The sequence below is a fragment of the Burkholderia sp. Bp8992 genome (assembly GCF_003853705.1).
Taxonomy (GTDB): Bacteria; Pseudomonadota; Gammaproteobacteria; order Burkholderiales; family Burkholderiaceae; genus Burkholderia.
The window spans coordinates 82,681-95,693 of the sequence record NZ_QTQI01000007.1 but is presented as its reverse complement, the minus strand read 5'-3'; the positions used below and the strand labels follow the sequence as shown (position 1 = coordinate 95,693).

Sequence of the window (13,013 nt, the reverse complement as noted above, 5' to 3'; positions counted from 1 at the left end):
TTAAGGTAAGGAGAATGATAAAGCAAGGGCGCCCCGCCGACGCAACTCGTTGCCGATGGCATGCGATAACCCACCCTGAAATGTAAGATATATCTTACACTCGAGAACCCTCGGCCATTGTTGGAAGGTCTTCATGCAACTTTATGAAATCGGTCAGGCCATCGCGAAACGGCGTGCCGAACTTGACCTCACACAGGCCCGACTGGCCAGGCTCGCCGGGCTGTCTCGCCTCACCGTCAACCAGCTCGAAACGGGTAAGCTCAACGATCTCGGCATCAACAAGCTGATTCCGTTGCTCGCATTGCTCGGCATCGACCTCGTGACCCGTGCGCGGCCCGCTCAAAGGGGCCTCCACAAAGCCGTCGTGAGTGCGAACGTCAGCTACAAAGGTGAATTGACCGAGCTGCGACTGGTCGACGCATTGGCCACCGGGCACATCCCGGCAGGATATGAATCGCAGTTCGCCGTCATGCTCGACGAGGTTCCGCTACCCGTCGTCGTGCAGGCAGCCGAGGAAGCTGCGCAACGCTCTGGCATCCCACTGCGGTCCATCTGGAAAAACCTTGCCGCATGGTCACAGGCGCTGCACCTCTACCGGAAAGTATGGGTCTGACCGCAGCGCCTTGCTGCCCCCGCTAAACCCCACCGCGCCACCGCCGCCACCAGCACCCGCTCGATCGCGCCGCACCCACGCTGCTGTGCATGCCGCAGCGGCGTCACACCGTTCGAATCGGGCAGATCGACGTTCGCGTGCCCGTCGACGAGCAACTTCACGATCCGCACATAACGCTCGCTGCCGTCGCCGAGCCTGATCGCCTCCAGCTGCGCGGTCCAGCCGAGCAGGTTCACGCCCGCGTCGATCAGCGTGCGCGCCGTATCGACATGCCCACGCTCGCCGATGCGCGGTCAATACGATGCGTCAGACGCTTCAAAGCCGCTGCGAAAACGCCCCGCCCAGTCCGGCGAAACCGCGATTGTTCGCAGCCTCCGGTCATGTTAAAAGTCGTCGCACGCATTTGAAAATAAAATGCTCGAATCCGCAAAAGTGCAGAAATGAATAGACCCCTGTTCGACCTCGACCTGTTGCGTGCACTCGTGATGGTCGCCGACTGCGGCAGCTTCACGACGGCCTCCGCGCGCCTGCATTCGACGCAGTCGACGGTCAGCCAGAAGGTGCGCCGGCTCGAGGAAATCGCCGGCCACCGCCTGCTCGACCGCGGCACGCGCGACGTCCGGCCGACCGACGCGGGCGTGACGGTGCTCAGCTATGCGCGGCGCATGCTCGCGCTGAACGACGAAATGCTGGAAGCGCTGTCGGGCGCGACGGTCGCGCTGACGATCCGGCTCGGCGTGCCCGACGATTTCGCAGCGGGCCGCACGACGCATGCGCTCGCCGCATTCAAGCGCGAGCATCCGCAGGTCAAGCTCGAAGTGACGTGCGGGCTGAGCCGCGACATCAGCGCCGCCTACGATCGCGGCGAACTCGATCTCGTCTTGATCAAGCAGCGGCGCGACAGCCGCGAGGCCGTCGCGCGCTGGCCCGAGAAACTGCGCTGGATCGACAGCGCGAAGCATCCGTCGATCGATCTCGACCCGGTGCCGATCGTCGTGTTTCCGCCGCGCGGGCTTTACCGCGACGACATGATCAAGGCAATCGAGGAGCGCGGCCGCCGCTGGCGGATCAGCTTCACGACGTCGAGCCTGAGCGGCATCCAGGCGGCCGTCGCGGACGGGCTCGGCATCAGCGTGCTGCCCGCGCGCGTGGTCACGGACGAGCACGTCGTGCTGACCGCGAAGCAGGGTTTCGCGCCGATCGAGCACATGGACATCGCGATCCTGCACCGGCCGACGGCCGACCCGATGGTCAGCGAGCTGACGAAGACGCTGGCGGCGATGCTGGAGCTCGAGCGTCAGTAGGCAACAGCGAAGCGGGTTTCATTCGGCAGCACGAAACGGAGAACGGAACGAGGCGTGCTGCGCCCCGCGCGCATCAGAACATCGTGTTGCCGTTCGCGGCCTGCTCGGGCACCGGCTGGTTGACGTCCCAGTGCTCGACGATCTTGCCGTTTTCCAGCTTGAAGATGTCCATGATCGCGCTGCCGCGTGTGCCGGGTTCACGCACCGCGTGCACGTGCAGGATCACGTAGTCGCCGTCGACGAACGAGCGCTTGATCTCGCTGTGCGACTGCGGATATTTGTCGCGCAGAAAGGCGACGAACTTGCGAAAGCCGTCGCGGCCGTCGGCCGCGTTCGGGTTGTGCTGCACGTAGCGATCGCCGACATACGCGAGCGCGGCGTCGGCGTCCTTCTCGTTCAGGCCTTTCTCGTAGAACGCGAGCACCGCGCGCCGGTTCGCTTCCTGCTGCGTGTCGGCCGTGCCGGCCGCCACCGCATGCGCGGCCGTCACGGCGAACAGGGCCGTCGCCATCCATCGTGCGGCCCGTGCCGCTGTCGTGCGTCGCATCGTCGTCTCCCCGGAAATCCGGCTGAAAACCGGATCATACCGGGGCGATGCCGCGCTCAGACCAGTGCGCCGTTGCGCGCGACGATCCTCCCCGACGACACGACGAGACGCCGCGCCGGCCGCGCGACGACGGCTTCGGCGAAGGTCAGCGCATCGACGAGCACGACGTCCGCACGGCTGCCCGGCTCCAGCCCGTAAGCCGTGAAACCGCAACCGCGCGCCGCGCTGTGGGTCACGCAGTCGAGCGCGACTTCGAGCGCATCGTCGCGGCGGAAGTCGTTGCGCATGCCGATCAGCATCGCGCGTTCGAGCATGTCGGGCGAGCCGTACGGCGTCCACGTATCGCGCACGCCGTCGTTGCCGCCGATCACGGTCACGCCGGCCGCGCGGCATGCTGCCACCGGCGGCACCGGCACCGCCGCCGGCGCGGTCGTGACGATCGCCACGCCGAGTTCGGCCATCTGCGCGAGCAGCGCGTCGCGCTCGCGTTCGGCGATATCGCCGAGACAGAAGCCGTGGCTGATCGTGACCTTCCCCTGCATGCCGAGCGCGGCCGTGCGCTGCAGGATCAGGTCGAGCGAGTACGCGCCCATCGACGCGCGCTCGTGCAGGTGGATGTCGAGCCCGCAGCCGTGGCGCTCGGCGATCGCGAACAGCACGTCCACCGCCTTGACCGGATCGCCTTCGATCGCGCACGGGTCGAGCCCGCCGAGCAGGTCGGCTCCCGCGCCGAGCGCGTCGGACAGCAGCGCATCGGTGCCCGGCCGCTTGAGCACGCCCGATTGCGGAAACGCGACGATCTGGATTTCGACCTGCCCGCGCAGCGTCTCGCGCGTCGCGAGCACGCCGTGCAGATGGCGCAGCCCGGCTTCGGTATCGACGTCGACGTGCGTGCGGATGCGCGTCGTGCCGGCCGCGAGGAATGCGCGTGCGAGCGCGAGCGATGCGGCGCCCGCGTCGTGGCCGCTGGTCGCGCGATAGTGACGCTCGTTCTCGATGCGGTCGACGAGGCGCGGCCCGACCTGGTTGCGATACCACGGCATCCCCCAGTGCGTCTTGTCGAGGTGCGTGTGGCCTTCGACGAGGCCAGGCAGTGCAAGCGCGCCCGCGCCGTCCTCGATCGTGCAGCCGGCGGGCGCGTCGAGCGACGGGCCGACACGCGCGATGCGGTCGCCTTCGATCAGGAGGTCGAGCGCAGTATCGGCGCTCGTGCGGACGTTGCGGATCAGCAGGTTCGTCATGTCGGTTCCGATGGGGACGGTCAGTGCGAAGCGCGCACGGCGCATGCCGCGCCGCCGGTCGGTGGATCAGCGCGTGAAGCGCAGCGACGGCGCGAACGGCGCACCCGTATCGCTTTCGCCGCGACGGAATACCCAGCGCTCGGCCGGCACGCCCGCGACGGCAGCCGCCGCGTTCGGCGCACGCACCGCGACGAAGCTCGCGTCGCAGCCGACCGCGATGCCGTAGCGTTCCTTGCCGATCGCGCGTGCGCCGGCATGCGTCGCCATGTCGAGGGCGATGGCGAGCGCTTCGTCGGTGTAGAAGCCCGACCGGTAGCCGACCAGCATCGCGCGCTGCAGCATGTCGCCGTTGCCGTACGGCCACCATGCATCGCGAATGTTGTCGTTGCCCGCGAACACGTGCACGCCCGCGTCGCGCAGTTGCCGTACCGGCGGGAACGCGCAATCGCCCGGCGCATTCGTCAGGATCGACACGCCGGCTTCGGCGAGTGCCGCCGCGGTGCGCTGCACGTCGTCATCGCTCACCTGGCCGAGCGCATACGCATGGCTCACGTTCACACGGCCGCCGAGCCCGGCCGCACGCGTGCGCGCCGCGATCCGCAGCAGTTGCGCGATGCCGGTTTCGCCCGGCTCGTGCAGGTGGATGTCGATCTTCGCGCCGCGCTTCTCGGCGATGCCGAACACGATGTCGAGCTGGCCGTCCGCATCGCCGTCCAGCGTCGTCGGGTCGATCCCGCCGACCACGTCCGCGCCTTCGCGCACGGCTGCATCGAGAATCTCGGCGGTGCCCGGGCACGTCACGACGCCGGCCTGCGGAAACGCGACCAGTTCGATGTCGACGATCCCGCGCCATTGTTCGCGCGCGGCCATCACGGCCTGCAGGTTCGACAAACCCGTCGTCGCATCGACGTCGACGTGGCTGCGCATCGCGATCGTGCCGAACGCGGCGGCCTGCGCGATCAGCGCGTTCGCACGCTCGACGATCGGCGGCGCGGCGGCGAGCTGGCGCTTCTCGACCGCGAGCCGCTCGCGCAGCGAGCCTGCCGATTCGTGCGGCACCCAGCGATCGCCGACGAAGCTCTTGTCGAGGTGGATGTGGCCGTCGACGAAACCGGGCAGCACGACACGGCCGCCAAGGTCGATCGTCTGCGCGCCGGGCGCGGCTGCGCAATCGGCGCCGATCGCGGCGAAGCGGCCGTCACGGACGACGAGGTGGACGGGCTGGCCGCCGGCATCGACGGCGTTGATGAAGAGTCGTTCAGTCATGGCTTGGCATGTAGGGCAGTCGCTGCGCGATGCCGGCGCGGACAGGGGAAGGAACCGCAGCCGGCGCGGCGCGACCGTTGGCAGGGAATCCGGCCACGATATCGGACGCTGCCGCCCGAGGCCAATTAAATGTCGCGATGCCGTGCATTCGATTTCGCGATGCGCGGCGCACATGCCCGCCGGGCCTGGCGCGACGACGGGGCTCGATCGCCGGGGAGAGGACGGCAATGCCGCCTGAAACACGTGGGCCGCGTCACCGTCACACGGCTGGCCGGCAACCGCCGCGCGCCCTTGCCGGGCATGGCTGGAACGGCCCGTCCGCGCGGCGATTTACGCGGCAACAGACTTTACACGTTGTTACCCGGCCGCACCGGACGCGCATCCGGCCATTCCTTATACTCACGCCGAGTTCGCCACCCTTGACGGGAATCCATCGGCGGACACGTTGCCGATGCAGGAAATACCATGATGCGCATGCCTTCCACGAAGACCGTTCTGTTCGCCTCGCTCGTCGCCGTGGCGGCGCTTCCGCTGACCGCCTGTGTCGCGCCCGGCTACTACGGCGCGCAGCCGGGCTATCCGCAGCAGCAGCAATACGCGACGCCCGCGTATTCGCAACCGGGCTACGTGCAGCAGCAGCCCGCATACCCGAATCAGGCGCCGCAGCCGTACGATCAATACGGCAACCAGCCGCAGTACGGATCGCAACCGTATGACCAGTACGGCAATCAGCAACAGCAATACGCGACCCCGTACGGCACGCAGTACGGCACCGTGTCGAACATCCAGCCGGTCAACGGCTCGGTCGGCCCGTCGGGCGTGGCCGGCACCGTCGTCGGTGCGCTGGTCGGCGGCCTGGTGGGCAACCAGTTCGGCCGCGGCCATGGCCGCGATGCGGCAACCGTGATCGGCGCGCTCGGCGGTGCGGTCGCGGGCAACCAGATCGGCCAGCAGATGGGCGCCGCGCAAGGCCCGAGCAGCTACCGGATCGACGTGCAGGTCAGCGACGGCTCGATGCGCTCGTTCGACGTGCAGTCGCCGGGCAACCTGCGTCCGGGCGACCGTGTGCAGATCAACGGCAATCAGCTGTCGCGGTATTGATCGATGCCCGTTGCGTGCGCGTGACCTGATCGCGCGCACGCTGCACGTTCGACGTCGTGCGCGGATTCGCCACGACGTCGCGCGCTTCACGTCATCCCTTCCTTGAGGCCGGCGCCACGCGCCGAACGCGACCACGCGTGATCCGGATTCCGATTAGGATAGGCGCGATGCATCGCGCGGCCGCAGCGGCGCGCGCCGGCATGCACGACCTTCAACCGGAATCCAGCCGATGACGATCACGACCCGCCTGCTCGATGCGGCCGACGCCGCCCGTTTCCAGACCGTTCGCCTGCGTGCGGTCGACACCGCCCCCACGTCCTTCCTGCCGACGCTCGACGAGGAATCCCAGGTGCCGGTCGACGAATTCGCAACGCGCATCACGCCGACCCACGAGCGCGCGGTGTTCGGCGCGTTCGACGGCGACACGCTCGTCGGCATCACCGGCGTGCGCCGCGATGCACGCGTGAAGATCGCGCACAAGGCGACGATCTGGGGCGTGTTCGTCGATCCCGCGTATCGCGGGCGAGGCATCGCGCAGGCGCTGCTCGAAAGCGCGACCGGGCATGCCGCGCAAGCGTGGGCCTGCAAGCAGCTGATGCTGTGCGTAAACGCAGCGAACGGCACCGCGGAGCGCCTGTATGCGTCGCAGGGATTCGTGCGGTTCGGCACGGAGCCGCGCTCGCTGTTCGTCGACGGCAAGTTCTACGACGAGCACCACATGGTGAAGACGCTCGCGTAACGCGTTCACGTTCGCTCGCTTTTGCTTTTGCCTGTGCCGTCGCGTTCGCGTGCATCGAGCGGCCACCCCGCACGCGAACACCCTTCCTCCCGCACCTCATTGCTTCACCGCTTGTCGGTGATCGTCGTGTTGACCACCTGCCCGGCGACGTGATCGGCAGCGTGCCGTTGCAGTCGAACGCAATGGGCCCCTGCGCGACGATCGCCTGGACACACGACGCGGTCACGCCGTTCAGCCTCGCGTTGCTCGCCTTCACGACCTGGTTCATCACGGTCTGCACGATGGGTGGGCGCGGGCGCACCGCATCATGCGCCGGTCCGACCGATGAAGGCACGGCGCGACACCCGCTTCGACGAGAGCGACAGGACGGACTTAGACGAACGGCGGCGGTAGGCATTCCTTCAGCGTAGGGATATCGATGCGCCGGGACGGCGGATGGTTATTCATACGTCGTCGTACTACATCGCTCAGTCTGGACGCAATTCAAACAGGGCACGTATTTGCCGTCCACCCCGTTTTTACTGTCTCAGTGCCGCGAACGTGTGCGCACACTCACATTTGAAAAACGCATCTCTAGAGATGTGTTGTCGTATGTTTATGCGCAAAAACTTCAACTAGAAATCCCCGGCGGAAGCTCTCCGCCGGGGCGACTTCCTACTCGCCAGCCGACGCGACGGCCCCCGTCGCCGGCTCGCGCCCTGCTGAAGCAGCCGCCTCGAACACCAGCACGAGGTCGCCGCGATAGTGCCGGTTCGGCGACACCGCGTCACCGGCGGCCGGCGCTTGCGCGCTGATCTTCACGTTGCGGGTTTCGTCGTAGCCGTCGAATCCGTCGTGTCCGCGGCTCACCAGCGTGAGCGGGCAAGCGGCACCGGGCACGATATCCGCCGTGCCCGCGCCCGCCATCATCAGCACGACCTTCGCGTTGACCATGTCGTCGCGGCCGTTCGACAGCCGCAGCGGCTGCAGCACCGTGACGTTGATATCGGGATTCGTCGTGCGCATGCGGATCGGCAGCGTCGCCGCGAACGTCTGCTGCGCGCCGTCCATCGCATTCAGCTCGACCACGTCGTACGCGGTGTCGTTCGGCTTCGATGCGAACAAGCTGTCACCGATATGCGCGGTCAGCGTGATTGTCTTGACGACAGCTTGCGGCGACGTCGGGCCGGCGTGCGCGATGCCGGCCAATGCACCGCAGGCGACGAGCGTGGCGAGATGGGTTCGGATTTTCATTGTGCGGCCCCGCATTCTGGAGAGTTGGATTCGGGCGCCCGAACGCGTCCCATTGCAGGCGATTCCGGTATTCCACTATCCCGAAATTAGCCCGCAATATCCCCGTCGATTTCGCTGCGCCCTGCCGCATGCGCGCACGATCGAGTCAGCCGGATTCGATCGCAACCACGTACCGGATTCGCGCGCAGGCCAATACCGGCCTGCTCGCGCGAACCCGTCGCGCCACGGCATGCAACAACGATAGGTCGCGAAAGATCCGTTAGACATCCATGGAAACCTTCACGGTTCATTGCGGTTTCCATTCACCAGTGCCATCTTGAAATCAAATAGGACATGCCCGGAAAATCCCTCGCCGACGTGCCTCGGTAATTCCGCCCCTGTTCAGCCGCCTGCCGCCCGCGCTATCGTTTCTCCTTCTTCACAGCCCAGGAGCTGCCTTTGCCTTCCCGCCACGGAGTCGACCTCATCCGCGCCCGCGCGCTGTTCGATCGCGAGCGCCAAGCGTTCACCGAAGCCATGCCGGTCTCCCGCGCGCTGTCCGCGGAAGCGTCCGAGCACCTGCTGTTCGGCGTGCCGTTGCACTGGATGCAGGACTGGTCGACACCGTTCTCGCTGTACGTGAAGGAGGCGCGCGGCGCGACGTTCACCGACGTCGACGGCCACCGCTACGTCGACTTCTGCCTCGGCGATACCGGCGCGATGTTCGGCCATGCGCCGGAACCGGTCGCCCGCGCGCTCGTCGAGCAGGCCACGCGCGGCTACACGACGATGCTGCCGAGCGAGGACGCCGCATGGGTATCGCGCGAACTCGCACGCCGCTTCAGGCTGCCGGTCTGGCAATTCGCATTGAGCGCCAGCGACGCGAACCGCTTCGTGCTGCGCTGGGCGCGCGCGGCCACCGGCCGCAATACGATCGTCGTGTTCAACGGCTGCTATCACGGCACGGTCGACGACGTGTTCGTCGATCTCGTCGACTGCCGCCCGGTGCAGCGCGACAGCCTGCTCGGGCAGTCCTACGACCTGCTCGCGAACACGCGCGTCGTCGAATTCAACGACCTGGCCGCACTCGAAGCCGCGCTGAAACATGGCGATGTCGCGTGCGTGCTCGCCGAGCCCGCGATGACGAACATCGGGATGGTGCTGCCCGACCCGGGCTTCTGGGAGGCCGCTCGCGAACTGACGCGCCGCCACGGCACGCTGCTCGTGATCGACGAGACGCACACGATCAGCAGCGGCCCCGGCGGCTACGCGGTCGCGCACGATCTCGAACCGGACATGCTGGTGGTCGGCAAGCCGATCGCGGGCGGCGTGCCGTGCGCGGTGTACGGTTTCAGCGCCGAATTCGCCGAACGCGCGAAGCAGGCGAAGCTGAACGCACCGCCCGGCCATTCGGGCATCGGCACGACGCTCACCGCGAACATGCTCGCGATGCATGCGATGCGCGCGACGCTGGCCGACGTCGCGACCGACGCCGCGTATGCGCACATGTTCGAACTCGCCGCGCGGCTGGCGACGGGGCTCGAACAGGCGATCGCGAAACACGGGCTGCCGTGGTGCGTGACGCGCATCGGCGCGCGCACCGAATTCCAGTTCGCGCCCGTGCCGCCGCGCAACGGCACGCTGGCCGGCGCGCAACTCGACAGCGAACTCGAACACATCGTGCACCTGTACCTGTTGAATCGCGGCGTGCTGATCACGCCGTTCCACAACATGATGCTCGTGTGTCCGCAGACGACGGCCGACGATGTCGACCGGCTCGTCGCGCAGTTCGACGCGTGCCTCGGCGAACTGGTGTGAGGGGCTGACGCACGGTACGGCGCGCGCCGTACCGCCTCGCCCGTTGGTTCCGTTAGTCCGCCTTCAACGCGCGCCGCGCCACTTCCGCGAAATACCGCGCGCCGACCGGCAAGATCGCGTCGTTGAAATCGTACGTCGCGTTGTGCAGCGGCACGCCGCCCTGCCCGGCCGCTTCGCCGTTGCCGATGAACACGAAATTGCCCGGCACCGCCTGCAGGAACGCGCCGAAATCCTCCGAGATCATCATCGGCTGCACGTCGGCGTTCACCGCGTCGGCGCCGGCAATCTGCGCGGCGGCCTGCACAGCCGTGTCGACCCATTCCGGCGAATTCACCGTCGGCGCGAACTCGTGCGTGTACTCGAACGTGCAGGTCGCGCCGTGCGTGCGGCAGATCCCTTCGCTGATCTCGCGCATCCGCGTTTCCAGCAACGCCTGCACATCGCGCGAATAGCTGCGCGTGTCGCCCTTGATCGTCACGGTCGACGGCAGCACGTTGCGCAGCCCGTCGGTGATGAATTCCGTGCACGAGATCACGGACTGCTGGCCCGGGTCGAGATTGCGCGACACGATCGTCTGCAGCGCGAGCACGATCTGCGAGCCGATCACGATCGGATCGATGCCCATGTGCGGCCGCGCGGCATGCGTGCCGCGCCCATTGATCCGGATTACGAAATTGTCCTCGCTCGCCATGATGCCGCCCGCGCGCGTCGAGAACGTGCCTGCACGCATGCCCGGCATGTTGTGCGCGCCGAAGATCGCATCGACCGGAAAGCGCTCGAACAAACCGTCGGCCATCATCGCCTTCGCGCCGCGGCCATGCTCTTCCGCCGGCTGGAAAATGAAGCGCACCGTGCCGTCGAAATCCTTGCGCTCGGCCAGCAGCTGCGCGGCGCCGAGCACCATCGACATGTGGCCGTCGTGCCCGCACGCATGCATCTTGCCCGGCGTGCGCGATGCATGTTCGCGGCCCGGCGCGTGCTCGGCGATGTTCAGCGCGTCCATGTCCGCACGGATGCCGATCGCGCGCGCGCCGGTGCCGGCCGTCAGGTTCGCGACGAGCCCCGTGCCGCCGATCCCGCGATGCACGTCGAGCCCGAGCGTCGTCAGGATGCGCGCGACGTAGTCCGACGTGTTCACTTCTTCGAAACCCGTCTCGGGATACTGGTGCAGATGGCGGCGCCAGGTCTTCAGTCGCCCCTGGAGCGTGCTTTCTTCGCTTGCGTCGGTTGGGTCCATTGGGTCCATTGCATTCGCCTCGTCGGTCGTCATGTCGTTCAGGCAGCCACCGCCGCGCGGCTCAGCCAGTCGCGCTGCCGTGCGAGCACCGCGTCGGCCGTCTCGCCGACGCAGTTCCGGTACACGGACGGCGCCGTCGCGCCTTCCGTATTGATCGCCAGCACGCGCGCGTTCGCGTCGAGCCCGACCTGCCGCGCGAGCGCCGGGTCGCGCATCAGCACCGCCAGCCCCGCGACGCCGGCCGCGCCCGATTCGCCGGCGACGAGCGGCACGTCGCGCTCGCTGCCGGCCGCGAGGCCGCGCATCGCGTGCACCGCGTCTTCGTCGTCGATCAGCATGAAGTGGTCGATGCACATCTCGAGGAAATCCCACGCGAGCGGCGACGCCTCGCCGCACGCGAGCCCGGCCATCACCGAATCGACGCTGCCGGTCGCCCTCGTCGCGCGCCCCGCCAGCGCGCTCTGGTACAGGCAATCGGCCTGGCGCGGCTCGACGACGACGAAGCGCGGCCGCTGCACGCCGTCGCGCTCCCAGAGATAGCTCGCGACGCCCGCGGCGAGGCCGCCCACGCCGCCCTGCAGGAACACGTGCGTGAACGGCCGCCCGTCCTCCTCTGCCGCCTGCGCGGCCGCTTCGGCGGCGATCACGCCATAGCCCTGCATCACATCGCGCGGAATCGCTTCGTAGCCGTCGTACGACGTATCCGACACGACGTACCAGCCGTTCGCCTGCGCGAGCTGCGCGGCGCAGACGACCGACTCGTCGTAGTTCCCCGCGATACGCACGATCCGCGCGCCGTACGCCGAGATCGCGCGTTCGCGCTCGGCGTCGACGTTCGCGTGCAGCACGATCACACACCCGCAGCCGATCGCGCGCGCGGCGGCGGCCAGCGCGCGGCCGTGGTTGCCGTCGGTCGCGCTGATCACCGTCAGGTCGGCCAGCGCCGACGCATAGGCGCCGGTGACGAGCCCTTGCGGATCGAGATCCTGCGTGCGGCGCAGCCGCTTCACGAGCCGCACCAGCGCGATCGGCGCGCCGAGCGCCTTGAAGCTGCCGAGCGGCGAGCGGCACGACTCGTCCTTCACGCTGACGCTCGCGACGCCGAGCCGCGCGGCGAGGTCGGGCAGCGTGCGCAGCGGCGTGCGCGCGTGGCCGACGAGCGGCCAGTGCGCCAGCCACGCGCCGCTTTCGTCGGCCGAGGCGATGTTCATCACGCGGCGCAGCGCGTTCGGGTAGGCGGTGCGCGACGCGCGCGGGTTGGCAATCAGCATGGCGGAAGGTTCCTGAGCGGGACCGCGCGCGGGCGGCCTGTCGAGTGGGTCGGATCGGGCAAGCGCCGGTTGCGCTCGTCGTCGGATGGAAAAATAATATTGCGCAAGCCGGTCAACAAAATCGCCAAATCGACGGCTTCAACGCAAAAATTTCTCATTCTTTCGAGGTTTCACGCGCCATCATGACGACCCCACTCGATGCGTTCGACCGCAAGCTGCTGATGGAACTCCAGCGCGACGCGCAAACGCCGCAGGCCGAACTCGGCGCACGCGTCAACCTGTCGACCGCCGCCGTGAACCGGCGCCTGCGGCGTCTCGCGGAAGACGGCGTGATCGAGCGCTACACGGCCGTGATCGCGCCGGACAAGGTCGACCATCCGCTGACGATCGTCGTGAACGTCGAAGTCGAGAGCGAGCAGATCGACCAGCTCGACGCGATGAAGCGCGCGTTCGAGCGCTGCCCGCAGATCCAGCAGTGCTACTACGTGACGGGGGAATGGGATTTCGTGCTGATCCTCGCAGTGCGCAACATGGATCAGTACAACGCGCTCACGCGCGAGCTGTTCTTCTCGAACAACAACGTGAAACGGTTCAAGACGCTCGTGAGCATGAGCCGCGTGAAGGTCGGGCTCGACGTGCCGGTCGATCCCGACGAGTGAGTGAG

At 67.6% G+C, this 13,013-nt stretch carries 13 protein-coding genes; 6 read left to right on the top strand and 7 right to left on the bottom strand.

Annotated features, from left to right (window positions below):
* Positions 1 to 133 precede the first annotated feature (133 nt).
* Complete coding sequence (locus tag DIE03_RS13025) at positions 134 to 613, top strand: helix-turn-helix domain-containing protein (RefSeq protein WP_124450816.1); 480 nt, start codon at positions 134 to 136, stop codon at positions 611 to 613.
* Here the strand turns inward: DIE03_RS13025 and DIE03_RS13020 are convergent.
* Positions 592 to 849: an ankyrin repeat domain-containing protein gene (locus DIE03_RS13020; protein ID WP_260434870.1), complete on the bottom strand. Its 258-nt coding sequence runs from the start codon at positions 847 to 849 to the stop codon at positions 592 to 594. The genes DIE03_RS13025 and DIE03_RS13020 overlap by 22 nt on opposite strands.
* A gap of 204 nt (positions 850 to 1,053) precedes the next feature.
* Between DIE03_RS13020 and DIE03_RS13015 the strand changes: the two genes are divergently transcribed.
* Positions 1,054 to 1,917, top strand: coding sequence for a LysR family transcriptional regulator (locus DIE03_RS13015; RefSeq protein WP_124450814.1), 864 nt, complete (start codon positions 1,054 to 1,056; stop codon positions 1,915 to 1,917).
* 73 nt (positions 1,918 to 1,990) lie between these two features.
* Here DIE03_RS13015 and DIE03_RS13010 read toward each other — a convergent pair whose 3' ends face one another.
* The 3 genes from DIE03_RS13010 to DIE03_RS13000 form a co-directional block, all read right to left on the bottom strand.
* Positions 1,991 to 2,464: a nuclear transport factor 2 family protein gene (locus tag DIE03_RS13010; RefSeq protein WP_124450812.1), complete on the bottom strand. Its 474-nt coding sequence runs from the start codon at positions 2,462 to 2,464 to the stop codon at positions 1,991 to 1,993.
* A gap of 56 nt (positions 2,465 to 2,520) precedes the next feature.
* Complete coding sequence (locus DIE03_RS13005; protein ID WP_124450810.1) at positions 2,521 to 3,705, bottom strand: amidohydrolase family protein; 1,185 nt, start codon at positions 3,703 to 3,705, stop codon at positions 2,521 to 2,523.
* 66 nt (positions 3,706 to 3,771) lie between these two features.
* Complete coding sequence (locus DIE03_RS13000) at positions 3,772 to 4,971, bottom strand: amidohydrolase family protein (RefSeq protein ID WP_124450808.1); 1,200 nt, start codon at positions 4,969 to 4,971, stop codon at positions 3,772 to 3,774.
* Positions 4,972 to 5,436: 465 nt separating this feature from the next.
* Between DIE03_RS13000 and DIE03_RS12990 the strand changes: the two genes are divergently transcribed.
* On the top strand, positions 5,437 to 6,072 hold the full coding sequence (locus DIE03_RS12990; RefSeq protein WP_124450804.1) for a glycine zipper 2TM domain-containing protein: 636 nt from the start codon (positions 5,437 to 5,439) through the stop codon (positions 6,070 to 6,072).
* A 229-nt stretch (positions 6,073 to 6,301) separates the two neighbouring features.
* A complete protein-coding gene (locus DIE03_RS12985) occupies positions 6,302 to 6,811 on the top strand; it encodes a GNAT family N-acetyltransferase (RefSeq protein WP_124450802.1) in 510 nt (169 codons plus the stop codon).
* Positions 6,812 to 7,465: 654 nt separating this feature from the next.
* Here DIE03_RS12985 and DIE03_RS12980 read toward each other — a convergent pair.
* Positions 7,466 to 8,044: a hypothetical protein gene (locus DIE03_RS12980; RefSeq protein WP_124450800.1), complete on the bottom strand. Its 579-nt coding sequence runs from the start codon at positions 8,042 to 8,044 to the stop codon at positions 7,466 to 7,468.
* Positions 8,045 to 8,482: 438 nt separating this feature from the next.
* Here DIE03_RS12980 and DIE03_RS12975 point away from each other — a divergent pair, with 438 nt between their 5' ends.
* Positions 8,483 to 9,841 (top strand): aspartate aminotransferase family protein, encoded by a 1,359-nt coding sequence (locus DIE03_RS12975; RefSeq protein WP_124450798.1) that lies wholly within the window; start codon positions 8,483 to 8,485, stop codon positions 9,839 to 9,841.
* Positions 9,842 to 9,893: 52 nt separating this feature from the next.
* On the opposite strand, the gene DIE03_RS12970 is transcribed toward DIE03_RS12975, so the two are convergent.
* Entirely contained in the window at positions 9,894 to 11,078 is a 1,185-nt protein-coding gene (locus tag DIE03_RS12970) for a M20 aminoacylase family protein (RefSeq protein ID WP_124451130.1), read from the bottom strand.
* 38 nt (positions 11,079 to 11,116) lie between these two features.
* On the bottom strand, positions 11,117 to 12,349 hold the full coding sequence (locus DIE03_RS12965) for a diaminopropionate ammonia-lyase (protein WP_124450796.1): 1,233 nt from the start codon (positions 12,347 to 12,349) through the stop codon (positions 11,117 to 11,119).
* Between the two features lie 182 nt (positions 12,350 to 12,531).
* Here DIE03_RS12965 and DIE03_RS12960 point away from each other — a divergent pair, with 182 nt between their 5' ends.
* A complete protein-coding gene (locus DIE03_RS12960; protein WP_124450794.1) occupies positions 12,532 to 13,008 on the top strand; it encodes an Lrp/AsnC family transcriptional regulator in 477 nt (158 codons plus the stop codon).
* Positions 13,009 to 13,013: the final 5 nt, after the last annotated feature.